Origin of the sequence: Ottowia sp., from assembly GCF_016703145.1 — a bacterium.
Taxonomy (GTDB): Bacteria; Pseudomonadota; Gammaproteobacteria; order Burkholderiales; family Burkholderiaceae_C; genus Ottowia.
In genome coordinates this window covers 1,214,903-1,236,469 of the sequence record NZ_JADJCO010000005.1, presented here as the reverse complement: position 1 = coordinate 1,236,469, position 21,567 = coordinate 1,214,903, and the positions used below count along the sequence as shown (strand labels likewise).

The following is a 21,567-nucleotide window of genomic DNA, read 5'->3' as shown; positions in this document are numbered from 1 at the left end:
GAACCTCTGTTTGCTATCTCTTCAGGAGCTGTTGGCCAAGAATCCATGAGGGATACAGGCTTCTATGGCGTCGCCGCCAGCACATCGCGCACCGTGGACTCGATGAGATCGAACACACCCTCCGGCACGCGATCCGCGAAGCGCTTGCGCTTCCTGTGGGAGATGGTGCCATCGTTGTCCAGGCAGATCATCGCCAGCGTGCCCAGGTCGCTGCCGCGCAGGTCGGCCCGCTCGTTGACGCGGCGAACCACCTCGTCGTAGCGCGACAGGAACCGGGTTTCCTGCTTCAGTTCCACGTCCAGCGCCTGGGCGGCCATGCGAAAGCCGAATTCGGCACAGGCCGTTGCATCCCAGTAGCGGAAGATGGCGTCACCGGCCACGAACCGGAACCGATACTCACCTTCGTCGATCCAGGTGACCTGCACCCGCTCGCGCGCCGGCCGCGAAAAGGACTGAAGCGCCGCCAGATAGTCGGCCTCGTGACGCTTCATCGCCACCGACACCGGCAGCAGGAAGCCCTTGGCCAGCCGACCCGAGTTGCACAGCGCCTGATGGAACACGAAACGCGAGAGGCGCCCATTGCCATCCATGAACGGGTGGATGAACACCAGTCCGAACGACGCCACGCTGGCCGCGACGATGGGATCGACGTGCCCGGGCGTTTCATTGGCGAACATCATCAGTTCCTGCATCAATTCGGCCGCCAGATCCGGCCCGGGCGGCACGTAAGACACGCCCATGGCGCCTCGTCCAGGGCCGCGCAGCCAGTTCTGCCCGGTGCGGAACTGCACCGCCTTGTCGAACGGATTCGTGACCGTCGAGGACTGCAGTTCGGCCAGGTACTCCTCGGTCAGCGGCTTGCGCTCGTGTGCCTGCTGGAGCAGTTGCACGAATGCGCGGGCCCTGTCCTCGCCGGGCCGCTCGTTCTCGATGGCATAGGAATCCTCGGTTTCATGAAGATAAGCCCATGCCAGCGCCCGGTCCAGCATGGCCGGGCCGAGGCTGGCGGCAAAGTCCTGCGACCGGCCCAGGATGTCCGAGGCCATGCCCTCCCGGATGGCGGGCGTTCGACGCACCGTCGCGCAATAGTGCAAGGTGCCCAGCCCATTGAAGCTCACCCGCCACCGCGGATCGCGCCGCGCGGGCCCGGTGACGTAGCGCTCCGGATCGAAGACCTCTACGTAGCGCCCGCCGATCCGCGCGTTCGAGGGCAGCATCCGGCCGGTGAAACGTTCCCACAGAAAACAGGCGACGCGGATGTACTGGCCATTGGGGGTCTGCGCCAGCACCGCTGCCAGCCGCTCGGCCTCGACCCTCGGCAGGGCCTGCGCGAGCACCTGCAGATCGACGCCCTCGTGCTTGAGCGCGAAAAGCACATGCTCAAGCGGATCGTCGCCCTGAGGCGCCACGTGCGCGGGCACGGCCAGCAGGCCGTCTCCCGGCAGCACCCGCGTGACCGGGCGCACCCGGGCTGGGTGACGGACTTCGAAGGCCGTCAGGTCCAAGCTTCGGCGCAGCCATTCGTATCCGATGCAGTCCATCGTTTTTTTTCAGCGGGGTCAGGTTTTTTTCATTATTGACCATTCACCTCGGTTTTTTTTTGCCGGGCCGCGCGGCTGTTCCCCGGAAAGCTCACACCTGCTGCTGCCCACAAAAAAAGCGAGCCCGCAGGCTCGCTTCTCCCAAGGACCGCTGGTCCCGCGCTCAGGCGGCCATGCGCCGGCGCGCGCCGAACAGCCCCAGCAGCAGCGCCAGCAGCGCCAGCCCCGGCCAGCCCATCACCGGCACCGGCGTCGGCGCCGCAGCCGTGCGCTTCTCGGCGAAGTTGTTGCCGGTGGAATCCACCGTCCCCATCGTCAGGGTGATGGTGCTGTCGCCCGTGCCGCTGTCCCCCGTCTGGCCGGTGCCGCCCACCCCCGGCGTGTTGTAGGCGTTGGTGTAGCCGCTGGGCTGCGTCTCCGTCAGCGTGCATTGCGCGCCCGACTGCAGCCCGGTGAAGCTGTAGCCGCCCTCGGCGTCCGTGGTGGTGCTCTGGTCGAACGCAGGGTTGGTGCACACCAGCCGCACGCTCGTGCCCGCGATGCCGGGGTCGGTGGCGTTGCCATCATCGGTCGTGTTGCCGCTCTTCTCCTCATACACCCGGCCCGACACCGCCAGCCCCTCCACCGCGCTCACCGTCACCCCCGCGCAGCCGCCGTTGTTGCCGGTGCTCGCCTCGGCCTGTCCCGACAGACCCACGCCGGCGCAGTTGTCCAGCCGCACGCCAGTGGCGGCGCGGGCGTGGCCAGGGCGGTGACGGTGATGTCGCCCCCCACTTGGGCGCCCGGCAGGATCGGCAGCGCGCCGGTGTACTGGCAGCGCACCTCGGCCGGCGTCGAGGCGCCGCAGTTCCAGTCGGTGCCCGTCGCCGGCAGTTGCGCCAGCAGGCCAGCCGGCATCGGATCGGTCATCACGATGGTCGGCGCGGGGTTGGCCAGGATGGCACCCATGTCCTCACCCGTGTTGTTGGCCACGCGGATGGTGAACACCGCCGTCTCCCCGTGCTTCAGCTCCCCCGGCGCGGCCGTCTTGCCCAGCACCAGGTCGGGCATCACCACGCGCGTTTGCACCAGGTTCGAGCTGGGCCGGCGCGCCTGCAGGCTGGACGAATCGGCGATGAAGTCGTTCCAGTACACGTTGCCCTGGGCATTGCCCGCCGCCAGCACCGGCACGTGCAGGCGATAGCTGCCCCCGGCCGGCATCTGGGCGCTGCCCAGGGGCCGCGCCAGGATGGCGGTGGCCGCGCCCGCATCGACCGGACAGTTGGCCTCCCCGAACTGCGCCGAGGTACACCAGTTGGTGCCGAGGGCAGAGTTGGTGCCCGTGCCCACCAGGTTGTGCCCGGCGTGGTAAGGATCGCGGTGGATGTCGCCCGGCGCATTGCTGGTGTAGCGCACCGCCATGGCGGCATCCGCCACGGCGCCAGGTTCAGCCACGGGCGCGGCGATGGGGCCAGCCAGGCGCAAGGTGCCCGCGTAAGCGCTGCCGCGCGCATCGCCGCTGGCGTAAGGCAGCACGTCGAGCAGGCGCACGTCGTTCAGCGGGTTGCCCACGGCCGTGTAGCTGAGCACGTACTCGAAGCCCGTGTTGGCCGGCACCGCGCCCGCGCTCACGGCTTTGTCGATCACCAGGCCGGAATCGCTGGAGATGCGCAGGCTGAAGTTACCGACGCTGCACGAGCCGACCTGTCCACTGATGCCGGGCTGTGGCGCGCCGCACTGAAAACCCTGGGTGGGCCCTTCGTAGCGCGCGACGAAGCGGCGGTTCAGCGGCGAATCAGCCACCGAGGTATTGAGCAAGGTGATGCCGGTGGGCGCCGTGGGTGACACCACGGCCGTGAACTCCAGCGGAAGCTGGTTACCGCTGGCGTCGCCGATGGGCGCCTTGACGAAGTTGAGGTTTGACAGCGTCCAACTGCACGCCTGGAAGCCTGCAGCCACCGAGCCGGGCGCGAACGGCCCGCTGGCCGGCGTCACGCCGGTCGCCGCGCACACCGGGTCGGCGATCGGCGTGCCGCCAAAGCTGGAGCTGCCGGGCCGCAACGCCACATGTTCTGGCAGCACGTCCCAGACCGTGATGTGGTTGGAATGCGCGTCGGTGCTGCTGGTGGCGTTGACCACCAGGCGGTAGGTGACGGCCGAGGCGCGGTTGACCAGCCCGCCAGGCAAGTTGTAAGGCGCCAGCGCGGTCTTGGTGATGCCCACGTATTCGGTGCGGGTGATGCGCAGCGCATCGGAATGGCGGAGTGGGTCGCCGACGCCGGTTTCACCCTGCCAGAACGCCTGGTTGGGGCTGATCGACTCCAGCGTGTCATCGCCGACTGCATGTGTCACCGTGGTGATGGGTGGGTTGGCGTTGGAGTTTTGCCGCACCAGGTCGGTCGTGGCGTGGCGGTAGTTGGTTCTGACCTGCAAGGGAATGTAGGACTGCATCGCGCCGCCGGCGGGAAACTGCTCGTACCGGCCGCGCACGCGTGTCACGTCGGCCAAAGTGTAGCCAGCGGTTTCCAGCGCGGCGATGGAGCTATACCACTCGGCGTTATCGGCATCATCGCACCCGGCGGTGGCTTGGGTGCCCGCGTTGGCCCCAACCGTCAGGGGATTGCCCACCCCCGCCACCGGATATTCACCAGTGACACTGCTGTGGCTGACCCAACCGTTGCCGCTGGTGCCCATGCCGCCCACGCCCAGCTGCCAGTTCAAGGTGAAATCAGGATCCCCTGCAGTGGCCCACGTCAAGATGCCCGTGCCCGCATGCTGGCGAAAACGCCCGGGGGGCCCGTTCGGCTGGATCAAGCGAAAGTCGGCAAAGCTCAGCCGGGCGTTGTCGATCTTCTCGCACACATAACCCGCGTTGAAACTCTGCGCCCTTGCTACCATGTTTGTCCGCGCCGCCAGCCTCTGGCCCGGTGCGACCTGATTGATCCATGCGTCGCCTGATTGATTGGGATCGGCCGGCAAGATGTCGATGCCGGCGGCGGTCAAGTCGGTGGATAGCCAAGCGCCCAAGTTGGTGTAGATCTTGCTGAAACCGCCGCGGACGTCGTGCTCGAAACGCGCTATAGCCTGGGCCACTGGGCTGGTGTAGTCGCCACCCGTCAGCGTCTTGCCCCGCAGAGTGGCGCGGTTCGTCAACTGGTAGGCTTGGCCCGGGGCCAGATCCGTCACCGGCATCCACACCAGCACCGTCTTGTTGGCCACCCACCATTCGTTGGAGGCGGCATCGGGGTCGCTGGTATTCACCAAGGTTGCGCCGCCGCTGCCACCCTGGGTGGGAAAGTGAGCAAGCGAGAAATCGGTGTTGGTGACGTTGAAGCTGGCCGCCTTGAGGATGTTGTCCACGCTGGCGCTGCCGCACACACCGCCGCGCGCCACTGCGATGCTCGCCAAGCTGGCGGTGTTGCCAACATCGTTCGCCAGATAAAAGCCATTGTCGAATGCGTTGCTGGCAAAGCTCAGTTGACCGCGATAGTCTCCGCAGGCATTTTGCTGGGCCGGTTCAACGCCTGCTCCCATGCGGATATTGGCGTAGTCGTTGACGATGTCCCAGGTCACCAACTGGGAATTGGGATAAGCACCACCGCTGCTGAAGTCGTCAGCGAAACTCCAGTCCGGTTGCAGCGCCTCCAGGCCCTTGCGCGAGCCCACGGCCTTGACCCCGATGTGAAAGCCGACGACGTAGCCGTCTTGTCCGGCCGGGCCCGAGCCGGGAATGAAGCGGGCGTTGGCCGACTGGGAAGGCCGCTTGTCCACCACCCAGCGCGGCGCGGCCGACACGGTGAGTGTGGGACTACCGTACCGCGGCGGCTGGGCGTTGGCGTCGGTCAGCACCGTGGGGCTGGACTGCGGCGCATTCCCGGCGGACCACAGCGTGATGGTGGGCGGCGCGATGGTGGTGCCGCCCGGCACCGCGCCGCCCACGGTGGCGCGGAAGCTGAGCGTGCTGGCGCTGCCCGAGTCGGGCTGCACGCAGACGATGGTCTGGCCGTCGGCGGTGATGCCGGACTGCGTGGGCGTGGTGCCTGGGGTGGGCGCCGGCACGGGCGTGGCGCTGATGTTCTTGCAGCCGTTGGCGTCGACCGGCAGATCGGTGACGCGGAAGAACGCGATCTGGGCCGGCGTCAGGGCCGGTCCGGCGTAGCCGCCCGGCAAGGTGGCGGTGCCCATCGACACCGTGAGCACCCGGTTGGCCGCCGCGGGCGCGAGCGAATAGCCAACGCGGTAATCGACGGTATCGAAGGTGCGGACGTACTGATCGCCCTCGCCAGGGTCTTGGCCCGCCACGAAGGGGACGCCGCTGAAGGGCGCCGAGCCCGAGGCCAGCATGCCGTAGTTGAACTGGATGACCCCCGCGAAGGCGGGGGCGGTGCCCAGCAAGGCGCCGAGCAGGAGAGCGAGACTGGCGCGGAGCCTGGGACTAGGACTTAGATGGCCGATGGCCGATGGCCGATGGCCGATGGCCGATGGCCGATGGCCGATGGCCGATGGCCGATTTTATCAAACTTACTGAATAAAAACACAGTTATCCCCTTTTCGCGGTCATTATTACAAGAAGATTGTCAAAATTCACGTGCATTATCATGGATTCGAAACACATGGCAACAGGAGCCGTGGACCAATGGCCGCCGAGCGTGACGTTTGCACGGGTTCACGCGGCCTGCCGTTGCCATGCCCGGTGGCACCGCTTCCATGCCGATGGGGTCGTGCTCCCCAGCGTGTCGGCGAAGGCGGTCGCCAGAGGGTGGAGAAGTGCGTGGCCCGGGCGTTCACGTCGCCGGCCACGGCCCCCCAAGATCAGCGCGGCCCTTGCGTACGCCGCGCGATCTCGGCGTTCGGTTTTTAAGAAACTGTGTGCTTTTGACTTAATTATTCGGGAGCGCGGTGAGACATGACGGCGCGGCATTTTCTTGATGCAGGATCATTCGATGCGTTGTTTTCAAGTCACGCGCTCACGCTATCCAGTGATATGCAATGGCCATGCAGGGCTGCGAATCGCTCATCGCCGCCGTGATCTCGGCCTCGCCATGGCGCATCGCCGGGCTGCATGGACTGGCAGCACGGGGCGGTGTCCGGCGGTCAGGAAGGGCGCGCCGCCCGCGTCTGCCGCAACCGTAGCCGCACGTGCGCGGTGCAGGCGGCGAACAGCGCCAGCACCAGCGCCACCTGTGCCAGCGCCAGCCAGGAGGAGGGCGGCGCATCGCCGGCCGCGCGCACCGCGCCCTCGGTGAAGTACAGCCACACCAGCAGCGCCACCCAGCGGTAGGTGAGCATGCGATAGCGCAGCAGGCCGGGCAGCGCCGGCAGCAGCGGCAGCACCTTGAGCGCCCACCATGAGCCGCCGGGCCGCAGCGGCGCCAGCCAAAGCTCCCACGCCAGCCCCAGCGCGATGAGCGCCAGCAGGCCCAGCACGGCGGCGGCGCGCGTGGCGCGGACGGCGGGCGAGGGCGTGGCGGCGGGGGTGTCGGACATGGGGCGATGGCATCATACGGGCATGAATCTCACCGCGCTTCGGGCCCGGCTGCGCGACTTCGTCACGGGCGTGACGGACTTCCCCGTGCTGCCCACCGCCGCCACGCTGTGGGAGCGCTTCCAGCAGGACCGGCTGGGCCTGACGGCCAGCTCGCTCACCTTCACCACCACGCTGGCGCTGGTGCCGTTCTTCGCCGTGGTGCTGTCGGTGTTCACGGCGTTCCCGATCTTCGGGCGCCTGCAGGACGCGCTGGAGCAGTACCTGGTGGCCAGCCTGATCCCCAAGGGCATCGCCAGCAACGTGATGGACTACCTCACGCAGTTCGCCAGCCAGGCCAGCCAGCTCGGCCTGGCGGGTTTCGCGGCGCTGACGTTCACCGCCGTGTCGCTGGTGATGACCATCGACCACACGCTCAACGACATCTGGCGCGTGCGCGCCCAGCGTCCGCTGGGCCAGCGCGTGCTGGTGTACTGGGCGGCGCTGACGCTGGGGCCGCTGGTGATGGGCGCCAGCCTGGCGATCACGTCCTACCTGGTCACGCACTCGCGCGGCTGGCTGCCCGATCTGCCGGGCGGGGTGGACTTCGCCCTGGGCGTGCTGCAGTTCGCGCTGATGGCCGGCGGGCTGGCGCTGCTGTACCGCTTCGTGCCCAACACGCCGGTGAAGTGGAAGCACGCGCTGGCCGGCGGCGTGTTCGTGGCCCTGGGGCTGGCGCTGGCGCGGCAGGTGCTGAGCTGGTACCTGGCCAGCATTCCCACCTATTCGATGATCTACGGCACCTTCGCCACGGTGCCGATCCTGCTGTTGTGGATCTACGTGTCGTGGCTGATCGTGCTGTTCGGCGCCGTGATCGCGGCCTACCTGCCCAGCCTGCTGTCCGGCGTGGCGCGGCGCGGCGGCGGGCCGGGCTGGGACTTCCTGCTGGCCAGCGAGGTGCTGCAGGCGCTGGCGCGCGTGCGCCGCACGCGCACGCGCGGGCTGACGCTGCCGCAACTGGCGCGCTGGCTGAAGGTGGACACGCTGCAGCTCAGCCCGGTGATGGCGGTGCTGGGGTCGCTGGACTGGGTGGGCCAACTGGCCACCTCCGCCGGCAACGAGGAGCCGCGCCACGTGCTGCTGGCCGACCCCGCGCTGACGCCGCTGGCGCCGCTGATGGCCCGGCTGCTGCTGGCGTCGGACCGCAAGCTGGACGGCGCCTGGCGCCGCAAGCCGCTGGCCGATCTGCTGCTGGCGGACATTCTTCCGCCCGAGGAAGAATCTCAAGACAAATCGGCCTGAAGCCTGCGTGGATATTGGGCTATAAGCTATCAAACATGAAGCAAAGGCGCCGCCCGGCTAAGCGGCCAGGAAGTCCCGCAGCGCGAACAGCACCGCGTCGGGCGCCTCGCTCATCAGCGCGTGGCCGGCGTCCACCTCCACGGTGCGGCCCTGCCGCGCGAGCCGCGCCAGCGCGCGGGCGGACCGGGGCGGCGTCATCTGGTCGTGCCGGCCGATGACGAACAGCGTCGGGCATTGCACGGCCGCCATGGCCTGCTCGCCGTTGGCGTAGTCGTCGCAGGCTTTGAAGCCGGTGTGGAACACGTTGGCCTGGGCGTTGCCGGCCAGCACGCGCCGCATCAGCGCGCGCGAGCTGCCGTACAGCCAGGTGCCCGGCCCCAGCGCCGAGGGCGGCGGCGCCAGGGTGGAGTGCGAGAAGGTGTTGACCAGGGCGATGGCCTTTTCCGGCGTGTTGAGCGAACTGTCCAGCAGCGTGGGGGAGACCTTCATCGGGCAGGCGGTGCCCAGCAGGGCCAGGTGCGTCACGCGCCCGGGCGCCTGGGCGGCGGCCTCCAGCGCGATGAGCGAGCCGAAGCTGTGCCCCACCAGCGCGGCCCGGGGCACGCCGGCGGCGTCGAGCAGCGCCAGCACCGTGCCGGCCGCCGCTTCGACGCTGGCCGGCGGCGCGCCGCCGCTGCGGCCGTGGCCGGGCAGGTCGATGGCCAGCACGTTGAAGCCGTGGTGGGCCAGGTAGCGGCTTTGCAGGATCCAGACGCCGTGGTCGTTGAGCACGCCGTGGATGAACACCACGGTGGGCTGGGCGGGGTCGAAGGGGCGCCCGCCGGTGTAGGCGTAGAGGTCGTGGCCGTGGACGGTCAGGCGCATGGTCAGGCCCCCGCCTTCTCGGCCGCCTTCAGGGCGCGCTGGAGGTCGTCGATCAGGTCGTCGGGGTCTTCCAGCCCGATCGACAGGCGGATGGTGCCGGGGCCGATGCCGGCGGCGGCCAGGGCCTCGTCGTTCATGCGGAAGTGCGTGGTGCTGGCCGGGTGGATGACGAGGCTGCGGCAGTCGCCCACGTTGGCCAGGTGGCTGAAGAGCCGCAGGCTGTCGATGAAGACCTTGCCTTGCGCGCGCGAGCCTTTCATGTCGAAGCTGAACACGCTGCCGGCCCCTTTCGCGCCGTGCTTGAGCAGGCGGCCCGCCAGCGCGTGGCTGGGGTGCGATTCGAGCAGCGGGTGGCCGACGCGGGCGACGAAGGGGTGGTCGGCCAGGAAGCGCACCACGCGCTCGGTGTTGGCGATGTGCCGCTCCATGCGCAGCGGCAGCGTCTCGATGCCCTGCAGGATCAGCCAGGCGCTGTGCGGGCTCATGCAGGCGCCGAAGTCGCGCAGCCCCTCGCGCCGCGCGCGCAGCAGGAAGGCGCCGACGGTGCTTTCCTCGCTGAACACCATGCCGTGGAAGCCGTCGTAGGGCTGCGTGAGTTCGGCGAACTTGCCCGAGCGCTCCCAGTCGAAGCTGCCCGCGTCCACCAGCACGCCGCCGATGACGGTGCCGTGGCCGGAGAGGAACTTGGTGGCCGAGTGGTAGACCAGGTCGGCGCCGTGGTCGAAGGGCTTGAGCAGGTAGGGCGTGGTGAAGGTCGAATCCACCAGCAGCGGCACGCCGGCGTCGTGCGCGATCCGCGCCACGGCGGGAATGTCCAGCACGTCCAGGCCGGGGTTGCCCACCGTCTCGCCGAACAGCAGGCGCGTGGCGGGGCGGAGGGCGGCGCGCCAGCCGTCCAGGTCGCCGGGCGCGACGAAGGTGGTCTCGATGCCGAAGCGGCGCAGCGTGTAGTGCAGCAGGTTCTGGCTGCCGCCGTACAGGGCGGTGCTGGCGACGACGTGGCCGCCGGCGCCCATTAGCGTGGCGACGGCCAGGTGCAGCGCGGCCTGGCCGCTGGCGGTGGCGATGGCGCCGATGCCGCCTTCCAGCGCCGCCACGCGCTGCTCCAGCACGGCGGTGGTGGGGTTGCTGATGCGGCTGTAGACATGGCCGGCGCGCTCCAGGTTGAACAGCGCTGCGGCGTGATCGGTCGATTCGAAGACGAAGGAGGTGGTCAGGTGGATGGGCACCGCGCGCGCGCCGGTGGCGGGGTCGGGCCCGCTGCCGGCGTGCAGCGCGAGGGTGTCGAAGCCGGGGTCGGCGTGGCCGGGCATGGGGTTTCCTTGGGGGCTGGGCTGGGCCCATTGTGGGTGATTTGTGGGCTATATTCCCCGGCGGAGCACCAGCATGCAAGTCAGCGACATCCTGCGTTTGAAGGGCCAGGCCCTCTACACCATCACCCCCGAGGACAGCCTGGCCGACGCCGCTCGCCTGATGGCGGACGAGGACATCGGCTCGCTGGTGGTGCTGTCGCACGGCCGCGTGGTGGGCATGCTCACGTTCCGCGAGGTGATCCAGGCCGTGGTGCGCAACGGCGGGCAGTTCGGCGGCGCGTCGGTGTACCGCGTGATGGATTCCGGGCCGCTGATCTGCACGCCCGCCACCGAATTGGACGAGGTGCGGCGCATGATGCTGAGCCACCACGCGCGCTACCTGCCGGTGATCGAGAACCGCGAACTGGTCGGCGTGGTCAGCTTCCACGACGTGGCCAAGGCGGTGGTGGACAGCCAGGACTTCGAGAACGGCCTGCTCAAGGCCTACATCCGCGATTGGCCCGCCGAGGACGGCCAGAGCGGGCCGGGCGTTTCCTGAAGCAGGCCGTGCGCGGCGGGGCGGGCGTGCCGCTCTGGAATAATCGCGCGCCATGAGCGGCAACACCCTAGGCAACCTGTTTGCCGTCACCAATTTCGGCGAATCGCACGGGCCGGCCATCGGCTGCGTGATCGACGGCTGTCCGCCCGGCATGGTGCTGTCGGAGGCCGACATCCAGCCCGAGCTGGACCGCCGCCGCCCCGGCACCAGCAAGTTCGTCACCCAGCGCAACGAGCCGGACCAGGTGGAGATTCTCTCGGGCGTGTACGAGGGCCGGACCACCGGCACGCCCATCTGCCTGCTGATCCGCAACACCGACCAGCGCAGCAAGGACTACAGCGAGATCGCCCGGACCTTCCGCCCCGGCCACGCCGACTACACCTACTGGCGCAAGTACGGCCTGCGCGACCCGCGCGGCGGCGGGCGTTCGTCGGCGCGGCTGACGGCGCCCACGGTGGCCGCCGGCGCGGTGGCGCGCAAGTGGCTGCGGGAGAAGTTCGGCACCACCTTCCGCGGCTGCATGACGCACGTGGGCGAGCTGGCCATCGGCTTCGAGAGCTGGGACCACGTGCCCGACAACCCTTTCTTCGCCCCGGTGGCCGACGTGTCGGCCATCGAGGACTACATGAACGCGCTGCGCAAGTCGGGCGACTCCTGCGGCGCGCGCGTGCGCGTGACGGCGCAGCGGGTGCCGGTGGGCCTGGGCGAGCCGTTGTACGACCGCCTGGACGCCGACATCGCCCACGCGCTCATGGGGCTGAACGCGGTCAAGGGCGTGGAGATCGGCGACGGCTTCGCCAGCGCGGCGCACAAGGGCAGCATGCACGGCGATTCGCTGCGGCCCAGTCCGCCCGGCGGTTTTGCCAGCAACCACGACGGCGGCGTGCTGGGCGGCATCAGCACCGGGCAGGACCTGGAGGTGGCCATCGCCATCAAGCCCACCAGCTCGATCCTGGTGCCACGCCAGTCGGTCAACACCGCCGGCGAGGCGGTGGAGCTGGTCACCAAGGGGCGCCACGACCCCTGCGTGGGCATCCGCGCCACGCCCATCGCCGAGGCGCTGCTGGCGCTGGTGGTGATGGAGCACGCGCTGCGCCACCGTGCGCAGTGCGCGGACGTGCCGGTGCCGGCTGGTTTCTGAGCCGTTTCGGCCAGTAACCCGTGCCAGTGTTGAGCCAGAAGATATATTTTCAATAGCAAACAGATGCCTGGCCCGAACTCGGAGTCCACCGCGCGCTGCACCGAGTCGGACTGGCTCGAAGCGGCCAGCATGACCACGGTGATGCGGGGCCTGAAGAATTCGCAGGTGCTGGCGGTGGGGGGCTGGGTGGTGCTGGCGCTGCTCGCGGTGGGCTTCGCGCCGCTGCCGGTCTGGGCGGCCGTGGTGCCGCTGTCCGGGCTGGGGCTGGTCCTGCGGGCGCGGCTGCTGCGCGGTTGGCGCCGGCTGGCCGGGACCGGGTGGACCGACGCCGACGCGCAACTGGCGTTCCTGCGGCGCCACCGCTGGTTCTGGTGGACCTACGCGGCGGCGCTGGGCTTGTGGCCGCTGACCATCCTGGAGGACATGCCGTCGTGGGCCACGGCCACGTCCTGGATACTGTTGCTGGGCACGGGGCTGATGGTCAGCACCTGGATATCGGCCCACCTGGGCGTCGCCCGCGTGTTCCTGCGCGCCTTCGTCCTCACCCTGATCGCCAGCAACTTGCTGCAGGAGGTGCTGCCCTATCACGAGCCGCTGGCGAGCGGGCTGCATTATTTCTGGGTGCCGTGTATGCTGCTCGTCTACTGGGGGTTGATGCACCGCCACGTCGAGCGCCTGCACGAGACGTACCAGGCCAGCGCCGACCTGAGCTACCAGAACGAGCGCCTGATCCAGTCCCTGCGCGAGCAGACCCGCGCCGCGCAAGAGGCGGCGCGCTTCAAGGACCGCTTCCTGGCGAGCGCCGCGCACGACCTCAAGCAGCCCGTCAACGCCCTGAGCATCTACGCCGAGTGGCTGAGCGCCGAGCCCATGCTGGTGGACGAGCTGGCCCCCAAGATCGCCCAGGCGGCCCAGGCGGTCAACGGCCTGTTCGATTCGCTGTTCGACCTGGCGCGGCTGGACACGGGGCGCCTCGACGCCGACCCGCGGCCCGTGGACGTGGGCCGGCTGCTGAGCGAACTAGAGGTGCAGTACCAGCCCACGGCCCTGCAGAAGGGTCTGCGGCTGCGCGTGCGCGCCATCGACGTCACGCTGTCCGCGGACCCGGTCATGCTGCGGCGCATCGTCGGCAACCTGGTGGCCAACGCCATCCGCTACACCCCGCGCGGCGGCGTGCTGGTGGCGGCGCGCCGGAGGGGCGAGGCGGTCAGCTTCGAGGTGTGGGACACCGGCATCGGCATCGCGAGCCACGAGCAGCAGCGGGTCTTCGGCGAGTTCTACAAGGTGCCACGGAACGGCACCGAGGAGGGCTTCGGCCTGGGGCTGGCCATCGTGCAGCGGCTGTCCGACCGCCTGGGCTACACGGTGTCCATGTGCTCCCAGCCGGGGCGCGGCTCGGTGTTCAAGGTGCTCACTGACCCAGCAGGCCGTTCATCCGCGCGAAGTGCAGCGCCTGCGTCCGGCTCTTGACGCCCAGCCTGCGGAACAGGCGCCACAGGTGCACCTTGACGGTGTGCTCGCTGATGCCCAGGCGCTCGGCGATGTCGCGGTTGGACAGGCCTTCGTCCAGCATCACCACCAATTGCTTCTGGCGCTTGGACAGCTTGGTGTCGGGCTTGAACTCGCCCGGGTCGTCCAGCTCGCCGAGTTCGCTGTCGCTCTGCAGCATGGCGCGCAGGGCGGTGGCGATCTCGCTGGCGCCGGCGGATTTTTCGATGTAGATGTCGGCGCCCGATTCGCGGCACCATTCCTCGACGTCGGCGGCGGGCGTGGCGGAGATCACCGCCAGCGGCACGTCGGGGTACCGTCCGCGCAGCAGCCTCACGCCGGAGAGGCCCAGGGTGTCGGGCAGCTTCAGGTCAAGGCAGAACAGCTCGGGCGCGCCGTGCGTGGCGACGGCGCGCTCCAGTTCGGACAGTTGCGACAGCTCGACCACGTCCGAGCCCGGGCGCACCCGCCGCAGCAGCATGACCACCGCCTCGCGCATCAAGGGATGGTCGTCGATCACGTAGATTGCCAATGCCGAACTCCCTGGCTGTAATGTTCCTGAATCCGTGACCTCGCTCCTGGGTTTAGGGTAAATCCCCATAGAAATCAAGCACTTGGGCCACATCTTGAGTTCACCCAGCAGGTGAAGGAAGCGCAAATGGCTGAACCGGTGGAATTTGTTGTCAGAAGTTGCCCTACGATTTGAGCAGCCATGGCGGTTTGGCCTTGGTTGGGCGCCTGTTCAAGCGCATCAACCTGCCCGCCATGATCGATCCCCATACCCCGTGGCGGCATCGCCAACAGCGACATCATCAAGTGCTACCTGGCCCTGCTCACCCTGGGCAAGAACGACTTCGAGGCTGTTGAGGGCTTTCGCTCCCAGCGCTTTGCCCACCAGGCACTGGGCCTGCGTGCCGTGCCGTCCAGCGCCACACTGCGCCAGCGCTTTGACGCCATGGGCACCCAGTGGAGCGAGCTGGCCGATCAGATCAACCGCGCCGTGCTGGGCCTGCACATCAACGGCGCGCCCATCGACTTCGGCGCCCTGCCCACCGGCCACCTGCCGCTGGACATCGACACCTTCGTCATGGACCAGGCGACACGGCCAAGGGGCGTGCTGGACCTACGCCGGGGTCGACGCTCGCCCCATCGCGCTGACCTGGGCACGCGCGGCTGCTGAGCTGGACTTGCCGCCCCCGGTGCGAGAGAATACAACATCGAGCGCGCGCTGGGCACGGCCTGCGCGGTGAGTAGCGCACCCTTGCTGCGCGCGGACTCGGGCTTTGCTCGCGGCACCTGATCACGCAGACGCTGGCGCAAGCGCCGGCTGGGCCGCCAGGTCGATCTGCTGATCAAGTGGAACCCGCGCAGTGCGCCGGTGGAGGCGATTGCCGCGCAGCGCTGCGCCGACACGAGCACCGCGTGGATGCAGCTTCGAGTGGGCAAGCGCGAATGCCTGTGGAGCGAAGCGCTGGATGGCGGTGAGCTCAAAGCCGGATGCAACCGCGCGCTGCGACGCGTCTACCGCCTCACCGAGCGCACCATCGACAAAGGGCAACGCCTTGCTGCTGCCCGAGTACGTGCTCGAGGGCTGGACCACGCTGGGCCCAGAGGTCAGCGCAGAACAGGTGATTGCGCTGTACCGCGATCACGCCACACATGAGCAGTCCATGCTGAGTTCAAGACCGACATGGACTTGAACCGTCTGCCCTCGGCAAGTTCGCCACCAATCATCTGGTGTGTGCGCTGGCGGCGGTGGCGATGAATCTGCTGCGCATCGGGGTCAGCACACCGCACGAGCGACCAGCCCGCTCAGAAAGGCGGCGCTGCGCCGTCGCATAAGACGGTGATGCAGGGTTGATGTACGGCCCCGCATCATCAGCCACGCCAGGCGCTGGGTGCTGGGGATATCGGGCAGCGACTCGGGTTTTGCGATGTTCGAGCGCGCCTTTGGGCGTATGAAGGCGGCTAGCGCCAAGGCTGGCCAAGGCGCTGGCAAGTTCACGGATCTCACAAAACCAGGGTGCTGCGGAGGTGGGGCCAGTGGTGGCCACTGGGCAACAAAACCCGAACCTCGAACGGGCTCGCGCACGAGAAATCGCCCATCGGTTACCCCATAGGTCGAAATCTACAGTGAACCCTGATTGCCGCTTCAATTGCTGGTGCATTGGGGTGAACTCAAATCAGGTCACGGATTCAGGATGTTGTGTCCCATTGTGGCCCGGGGGTTCGGATATTCGGCGTTTGAACTATCGAATGTATAAGTGAGCGTTGATTAATAAGCAATAGTTCACACCATGGCCTCCTGCGCCAGCCGTTCCAGCGCTTGGACGAGGGCGGGAGGCGCTTGCTCCGCGGGCAATTCGAGTTGGCCGCCCAGCGCCGCCAGCGCGGCCGGGCCCTCGGTCTGCAGGCGCTTGACCGCCTGGCCGGCGTCGCGCGGCGAGTCGAAGCCCTTGCTTTGCAGCAGCACCTGGCCGCCAGCGTCGGCCAGCTTGAAATAGAAGCGCCCATCCTTCTCGCGGTACTGCTTGAAGGTGGGCAGCGCCGCTTTGGGCGCGGGCGCAGCCTGGGCCAGGGCGGCCGGGGCCTCCAGCGGGCGCAGGCCCACGGCGTGCCGCAGCGTGCGCATGAAGGGCGCGGCGATGGCGCGGGCCTTGCGCGCGCCGGCCTGCAGCGCGGCCTCGACTTCCTCGGGGTGGGTGACCAGGTGCTCGTAGCGCGCGCGCATGGGGCCGATCTCGCGCTCGATGCGCTCGAACAACTGCTGCTTGGCGTCGCCCCAGGCGATGCCGTCCGCGAACGCGCGGGCGAAGGCGGCGGCCTCGTCGTCGGCGGCGAAGGCGCGGTAGATCTGGTAGAGCGCCGAGCCCTCGGTGGCCTTGGGTTCGCCCGGCGCGCGCGAGTCGGTGACGATGCCCATGATCTGCCGGCGCATCTGCTCGCGCGGGCCGAACAGGGCGATGGTGTTGTCGTAGCTCTTGCTCATCTTGCGGCCGTCCAGGCCGGGCAGCAGGGCCACGTTGTCGTCGATCAGCGCCTCGGGCGGCACCAGGTGCTCGCCGTACAGGTGGTTGAAGCTGGCGGCCATGTCGCGCGCCATCTCGATGTGCTGGATCTGGTCGCGCCCGACCGGCACCTGGTGGGCGTTGAACATCAGGATGTCGGCGGCCATCAGCACCGGGTACATGAACAGGCCGGCCGTGACGTCGGTGTCGGGGTCGGCGCCGGTGGCGGCGTTCCTGTCCAGCATGGCCTTGTAGGCGTGGGCGCGGTTGAGCACGCCCTTGCCGGTGACGCAGGTGAGCAGCCAGGTCAGCTCCGGGATCTCGGGGATGTCGGACTGGCGGTAGAAGGTGACCTGCTCCGGGTCCAGCCCGGCGGCCAGCCAGCTCGCGGCGATCTCCAGCGTGGAGCGCTGGATGCGCGCCGGGTCGTCGCACTTGATGAGCGCGTGGTAGTCGGCCAGGAAGTAGAAGCTCCGCACGCCCGGCCGGCGGCTGGCGCGCACGGCGGCGCGGATGGAGCCGACGTAGTTGCCCAGGTGCGGCGTGCCGGTGGTGGTGATGCCGGTGAGGACGCGGGTCGGGGTGGGTGAGGTCATGGCAGGAGCGCTTCGAGCGGCGAGAGGACGAGGCCCAGCAGGCCGAAGGTGAGCTGCATCAGGGGCCGCATCCAGAGGTTGCTGATGACGCCGGCCACGATCAGCGCCATGACGATGAAGAAGCCCCAGGGCTCGACGCGGCTGAGCGCCATCGCCGGGCCGTGCGGCAGCAGGCCGACCAGGACGCGGCCGCCGTCCAGCGGCGGCAGCGGGAACAGGTTGAACACGAACATCACGACGTTCACCAGCATGCCGGCGCGGCACATTTCCAGGAAGAAGCGCTCGGTCACGCCCGCGCCCGCCAGCACGTACAGCAGCACGCCCCAGCCCAGCGCCATCAGCAGGTTCGAGGCCGGTCCGGCCAGCGCGACCCAGACCATGTCGCGCTTGGGGTTGCGCAGGTTGCCGAAGTTGACCGGCACCGGCTTGGCGTAGCCGAACAGGAAGGCGCCGGCCGTGGCGACGTACAGGAACAGCGGCATCGCGATGGTGCCGATGGGGTCGATGTGCTTGAAGGGGTTGAGCGTGACGCGCCCCAGGAAGGCGGCCGTGCCGTCGCCGAAATGGCGCGCCACGTAGCCGTGCGCGGCCTCGTGCACGGTGATGGCGAAGAGCACCGGCAGGGCGTAGATGGCGATGGTCTGGATGATGTTGGCGATGTCCACGGCGGGGATTGTCTCAGACGCCCGCCAGGGCGCCGGGCGGCTACAGGCCCAGCCGTGCCGGATCGCCGCGCCCACGCCGCAGCATCCGGGGCACGTCGCCGGTCAGGTCGATCACCGTGGTGGGCTCCAGCGGGCAGGCGCCGGCGTCGATCACGCCGGCCACCTGCTTTTCGAGGCGGTCGCGGATGTCTCGCGGGTCGTTCAGCGGCGCGGTTTCGCCGGGCAGGATCAGCGTGGTGGCCAGTAGCGGCGCGCCGTGCAGCGCCAGCAGTTCGAGCAGCACCCGGTGTTCGGGCACGCGCAGGCCGATGGTCTTGCGCTGCGGGTGGCTGACGCGGCGCGGCACTTCCTTGCTGGCCTCCAGGATGAAGGTGAAGGGGCCGGGCATGCCCAGCTTGAGCAGGCGGAACTGCGCGTTGTCCACCCGCGCGTAGCTGCCCAGCTCGCTCAGGTCGCGGCAGATCAGCGACAGCAGCTGCTTGTCGTCCAGGCCGCGGATGCGCCGCAGCGCGTCGGCCGCCACCTTGTCGTCCAGGTGGCAGACCAGGGCGTAGCTGGAGTCGGTGGGCACGGCCAGCACGCCGCCCTGGTGCAGCAGCGCGACGGCCTGCTTGAGCAGGCGGGGCTGCGGGTTGTCGGGGTGGACGGTGAACAGCTGGGCCATGGCCGGATCGATGATATGCTATTTGATTAATAGCTGTCTGCGCAATATCGGCGCTGGCTACAGCCAGAAAACGTTCAAAAACTCATGCGCTGGCCGCCCCGTGCACCCGCCCGGCCAGCAGCGACCACACGGGTGTCAGGTCGGCGGGAAGGGCGGGCAGCTTGCCCAGGTCGGTGTGGCTCTCGTCGGGGCTGTGGAAGTCGCTGCCGCGCGAGGCGGCCAGGCCGAACTCGCGCGCCATGTCGGCGTAGCGCAGCGCCTCTTGCGTCGAGTGGGCGCCGGTGATCACCTCCACGCCCTGGCCGCCGTGCTGCCTGAACTCGGTGAACAGCGCGTATTCCTCGATCGGCGTGAACCTGTAGCGCGCCGGGTGCGCGATGACGGCCAAGCCGCCGCTCTGGACGATCCAACGCACCGCGTCGCCCAGCCGCGCCCAGCGGTGGGGTACGTAGCCGGGGTTGCCCTCGGTCAGGTACTTGCGGAACACCTCGGCCGTGTCCCTGCACACGCCGGTCTCGACCAGGTAGCGCGCGAAGTGCGGGCGCGCGATCAGGCGCGGGTTGCCGACGTACTTGAGCGCGCCTTCGTAGGCGCCGGGGATGCCGGCTTTTTCGAGTTGCGCCGCCATCTCGCGCGCGCGCGGGCCGCGCCCGTCGCGCGTGTCGGCCAGGCCCTCGGCCATGCGCGGGTCGGCGTGGTCGAAGCCCAGGCCGACGATGTGCACCGTGGTGTCGGCGAAGGTGACGGAAACTTCCACGCCCGTCACGCAGTCCAGCCCTTGCGCCCGCGCCGCCTCCAGGGCACGCTGCTGGCCGCCGACCTCGTCGTGGTCGGTCAGGGCCCACAGGTCCACGCCGTTGGTCTTGGCGCGCGCGGCCAACTCCTCGGGCGTGAGGGTGCCGTCGGAGAACACGGAGTGGCAGTGTAGGTCGGGGTTGAGGGGGGTGGTCACACGGTCATTCTACGAAGCCCGGGTCGGTCGTGCCCCGCGTGCCGGCGCGGAGACAAGGGCGGAGGGGCTTGGGGCCGCGGTGCGGGCCATCGTCAAGCCGCTGGCCAGTCTCGCTGCGCCCCCCGCATCTGCTCGAACGCTCGCGCCACCCGCAGCACGCCCAGGTCGTCGAAGCGCGCTCCGGCGATCTGCAGGCCGATGGGCAGGCCGCTGGCCGAATAGCCGCAGTTGATCGACGCCGCCGGCTGCTCGCTCATGTTGTAGGGCACGGTGAAGGCGATGTGCTCCAGCGCGCGCAGCGGGTCGTTGGTGGGCGAGGGGGCCTCGGCTGGCGCGGGCATGTTGGGGGACACGGGCGAGATCACATAGTCGAAGGGCGCGCAGGCGGCCACCGTGGCGACGCGGGTGGCGTGGGTCTGGCTGTAGGCCTGGAAGACGTGCGCGCCGCTGAAGCCGGCCGCGCTTTCGGCCCATTGGCGGATGAAGGGCAGCAGCCGGTCGCGCTGGCCGGGTTCGAGCGCCTGCAGGTCGACGCAGGAGCGCGTGCGCCAGAAGTGGTCCAGGCCGTCGAGCATCTCGCGCGTGAGGAAGGGGCGCATGGGCGTGACGAGGGCGCCGGCCTGCTCGAACAGGCGCGCGGCGGCATCGACGGCGGCGCGGATCCCGGCGTCCACGGGCAGGCCGCAGCCGGCGTCCAGCAGCAGGCCGATGCGCAGGCCTTTCAGGTGCTCGGGGCCGGCCTGGGTGGCCGAGGCCCAGTCGATGGCCTGCGCTGGCAGGCTCATGCTGTCGCGTGCGTCGGGCTGGCTCAGCACCTGCATCATCAGCGCGGCGTCTTGCACGGTGCGCGTCATGGGGCCGGCGCAGCGGCCCATGTAGGGCGGGTCGATGGGCACGCGCCCCAGGCTGGGCTTGAGGGTGAAGATGCCGCACCAGCCGGCCGGCAAGCGCAGCGAGCCGCCGATGTCGGTGCCCACGTGCAGCGGGCCGTAGCCGGCCGCCGCCGCCGCGCTGGCGCCCGCGCTGCTGCCGCCGGGCGTGCGGCTCGGGTCCCACGGGTTGCGCGCCAGGCGGTGGAAGCTGGACAGGCCGGAGGACAGCATGCCGTAGTCGGGCATGGTGGTTTTGCTCACCACCACCATGCCTGCTTCCTTCAGCCGTGCGGCGGGCGGGGCGTCCTGCGCGGCGATGCGCGGCGGCACGGCGGCCGTGCCGGCGGGCAGGGGGTCGCCGACGGTGGCGATGTTTTCCTTCAGCGTGCCGGGCACGCCGTCCAGCGGGCCGATGGGCTGCCCCTTCAGCCAGCGCGCCTCGCTGGCGCGGGCCTGTTCCAGCGCGGCCTCGGGGCGGTACAGGTAGGTGGCCCGCAGGCGCGGCTCCCAGCGGTCGATGTGGGCGATGACGGCCTGCGTGACCTCGGCCGGCGAGAAGGCGCGGATGCGATAGCCCGCCAGCAGTTCGTGGGCGCTCAGGTCGTGCAGGTGGGTCATGGCGTGCTGCTTTTTGAATGAAATAGGCCGTTTGCCAGTGCCCGTATTACGCCGGATGCTACTGAATAGATAGCATATGCACCTGGCCGAAGGGTCGGTGGCATTATCAACACAATCCCTGGTGGCTTGGACGCCCGTGCGGCGGCCGGGGGATAATCCCGGTTTCCCTATGCCACGCATCCCTGGAGCCCCGCCATGGCGCTGATGATCACCGACGAGTGCATCAACTGCGACGTCTGCGAACCCGAGTGCCCGAACGAGGCGATCTCGATGGGCCCCGAGATCTACCAGATCGACCCCCGCAAGTGCACCGAATGCGTCGGCCACTTCGCCGAGCCGCAGTGCGTGCAGGTGTGCCCGGTGGAGTGCATCCCCCTCGACCCGCGCCACGCCGAGGACCAGGACACCCTGTGGCGGAAGTTCCACCGGCTGCAGGCGGCCGGGCGCGCCGAGGCCTGATCCAGCGGGCGAGGGCGCCTGCCGAACCTTGGCTTCGAAAGCAGGTCAAGGGCAGCGCGGGGTAACGTTGAGTTTCTAAACGTTACAATGCGACTCTTCATCA

Annotated in this window: 20 protein-coding genes; 7 read left to right on the top strand and 13 right to left on the bottom strand. The window is 69.1% G+C overall.

Annotated features, from left to right (window positions below):
* Positions 1-62: 62 nt before the first annotated feature.
* The 4 genes from IPG65_RS18855 to IPG65_RS18840 form a co-directional block, all read right to left on the bottom strand.
* The gene (locus IPG65_RS18855; RefSeq protein ID WP_293192809.1) at positions 63-1,541 is read right to left on the bottom strand and encodes a Fic family protein; all 1,479 of its coding nucleotides are present in this window, start codon (positions 1,539-1,541) and stop codon (positions 63-65) included.
* A gap of 163 nt (positions 1,542-1,704) precedes the next feature.
* Positions 1,705-2,262 (bottom strand): SdrD B-like domain-containing protein, encoded by a 558-nt coding sequence (locus IPG65_RS18850; protein WP_293192807.1) that lies wholly within the window; start codon positions 2,260-2,262, stop codon positions 1,705-1,707.
* A complete protein-coding gene (locus tag IPG65_RS18845; protein ID WP_293192805.1) occupies positions 2,178-5,915 on the bottom strand; it encodes a hypothetical protein in 3,738 nt (1,245 codons plus the stop codon). The genes IPG65_RS18850 and IPG65_RS18845 overlap by 85 nt, the downstream gene beginning before the upstream one ends.
* Before the next feature lie 699 nt (positions 5,916-6,614).
* Positions 6,615-7,007, bottom strand: coding sequence for a DUF2069 domain-containing protein (locus tag IPG65_RS18840; protein WP_293192803.1), 393 nt, complete (start codon positions 7,005-7,007; stop codon positions 6,615-6,617).
* Positions 7,008-7,029: 22 nt separating this feature from the next.
* Here IPG65_RS18840 and IPG65_RS18835 point away from each other — a divergent pair, with 22 nt between their 5' ends.
* Positions 7,030-8,286 carry a YihY family inner membrane protein gene (locus IPG65_RS18835; protein WP_293192801.1) on the top strand — a complete coding sequence of 419 codons (1,257 nt, stop codon included), beginning with the start codon at positions 7,030-7,032 and terminating at the stop codon, positions 8,284-8,286.
* A 57-nt stretch (positions 8,287-8,343) separates the two neighbouring features.
* On the opposite strand, the gene IPG65_RS18830 is transcribed toward IPG65_RS18835, so the two are convergent.
* Both IPG65_RS18830 and IPG65_RS18825 read right to left on the bottom strand, forming a co-directional pair.
* Positions 8,344-9,150, bottom strand: a complete 807-nt coding sequence (locus tag IPG65_RS18830) for an alpha/beta hydrolase (protein WP_293192799.1) — start codon at positions 9,148-9,150, stop codon at positions 8,344-8,346.
* A 2-nt stretch (positions 9,151-9,152) separates the two neighbouring features.
* On the bottom strand, positions 9,153-10,463 hold the full coding sequence (locus tag IPG65_RS18825) for an O-acetylhomoserine aminocarboxypropyltransferase (protein ID WP_293192797.1): 1,311 nt from the start codon (positions 10,461-10,463) through the stop codon (positions 9,153-9,155).
* Between the two features lie 73 nt (positions 10,464-10,536).
* On the opposite strand from IPG65_RS18825, the gene IPG65_RS18820 reads away from it, so the two are divergent.
* From IPG65_RS18820 to IPG65_RS18810, 3 genes are all read left to right on the top strand, one after another.
* Positions 10,537-11,001 (top strand): CBS domain-containing protein, encoded by a 465-nt coding sequence (locus tag IPG65_RS18820; protein WP_293192795.1) that lies wholly within the window; start codon positions 10,537-10,539, stop codon positions 10,999-11,001.
* Positions 11,002-11,053: 52 nt separating this feature from the next.
* Entirely contained in the window at positions 11,054-12,142 is a 1,089-nt protein-coding gene (aroC, locus tag IPG65_RS18815) for a chorismate synthase (protein ID WP_293192793.1), read from the top strand.
* A gap of 63 nt (positions 12,143-12,205) precedes the next feature.
* Positions 12,206-13,612 carry a HAMP domain-containing sensor histidine kinase gene (locus IPG65_RS18810; RefSeq protein ID WP_293192791.1) on the top strand — a complete coding sequence of 469 codons (1,407 nt, stop codon included), beginning with the start codon at positions 12,206-12,208 and terminating at the stop codon, positions 13,610-13,612.
* Here the strand turns inward: IPG65_RS18810 and IPG65_RS18805 are convergent.
* Positions 13,554-14,162, bottom strand: coding sequence for a response regulator transcription factor (locus tag IPG65_RS18805; protein ID WP_293192789.1), 609 nt, complete (start codon positions 14,160-14,162; stop codon positions 13,554-13,556). The two genes, IPG65_RS18810 and IPG65_RS18805, sit on opposite strands and share 59 nt — an antisense overlap.
* Positions 14,163-14,546: 384 nt before the next feature.
* On the opposite strand from IPG65_RS18805, the gene IPG65_RS18800 reads away from it, so the two are divergent.
* The gene (locus IPG65_RS18800) at positions 14,547-14,810 is read left to right on the top strand and encodes a hypothetical protein (protein WP_293192787.1); all 264 of its coding nucleotides are present in this window, start codon (positions 14,547-14,549) and stop codon (positions 14,808-14,810) included.
* 120 nt (positions 14,811-14,930) lie between these two features.
* Here IPG65_RS18800 and IPG65_RS18795 read toward each other — a convergent pair whose 3' ends face one another.
* Positions 14,931-15,188: a hypothetical protein gene (locus IPG65_RS18795; protein ID WP_293192785.1), complete on the bottom strand. Its 258-nt coding sequence runs from the start codon at positions 15,186-15,188 to the stop codon at positions 14,931-14,933.
* A 4-nt stretch (positions 15,189-15,192) separates the two neighbouring features.
* Here IPG65_RS18795 and IPG65_RS18790 point away from each other — a divergent pair, with 4 nt between their 5' ends.
* Positions 15,193-15,330, top strand: a complete 138-nt coding sequence (locus IPG65_RS18790; RefSeq protein ID WP_293192783.1) for a hypothetical protein — start codon at positions 15,193-15,195, stop codon at positions 15,328-15,330.
* A gap of 590 nt (positions 15,331-15,920) precedes the next feature.
* On the opposite strand, the gene IPG65_RS18785 is transcribed toward IPG65_RS18790, so the two are convergent.
* The 5 genes from IPG65_RS18785 to IPG65_RS18765 all read right to left on the bottom strand — a co-directional run bounded on the left by IPG65_RS18785 (position 15,921) and on the right by IPG65_RS18765 (position 21,005).
* Complete coding sequence (locus tag IPG65_RS18785; RefSeq protein ID WP_293192782.1) at positions 15,921-17,234, bottom strand: tryptophan--tRNA ligase; 1,314 nt, start codon at positions 17,232-17,234, stop codon at positions 15,921-15,923.
* Positions 17,231-17,899, bottom strand: a complete 669-nt coding sequence (locus IPG65_RS18780) for a site-2 protease family protein (protein ID WP_293192780.1) — start codon at positions 17,897-17,899, stop codon at positions 17,231-17,233. Before IPG65_RS18780 ends, IPG65_RS18785 begins: the two co-directional genes overlap by 4 nt.
* A gap of 40 nt (positions 17,900-17,939) precedes the next feature.
* On the bottom strand, positions 17,940-18,563 hold the full coding sequence (locus tag IPG65_RS18775) for an L-threonylcarbamoyladenylate synthase (protein WP_293192778.1): 624 nt from the start codon (positions 18,561-18,563) through the stop codon (positions 17,940-17,942).
* Between the two features lie 82 nt (positions 18,564-18,645).
* Complete coding sequence (locus IPG65_RS18770) at positions 18,646-19,515, bottom strand: 3',5'-nucleoside bisphosphate phosphatase (RefSeq protein WP_293192776.1); 870 nt, start codon at positions 19,513-19,515, stop codon at positions 18,646-18,648.
* A 92-nt stretch (positions 19,516-19,607) separates the two neighbouring features.
* Positions 19,608-21,005: an amidase gene (locus tag IPG65_RS18765; protein ID WP_293192774.1), complete on the bottom strand. Its 1,398-nt coding sequence runs from the start codon at positions 21,003-21,005 to the stop codon at positions 19,608-19,610.
* A gap of 195 nt (positions 21,006-21,200) precedes the next feature.
* Between IPG65_RS18765 and IPG65_RS18760 the strand changes: the two genes are divergently transcribed.
* Positions 21,201-21,464 (top strand): YfhL family 4Fe-4S dicluster ferredoxin, encoded by a 264-nt coding sequence (locus IPG65_RS18760; RefSeq protein WP_293192772.1) that lies wholly within the window; start codon positions 21,201-21,203, stop codon positions 21,462-21,464.
* The last annotated feature ends 103 nt before the right edge of the window (positions 21,465-21,567 follow it).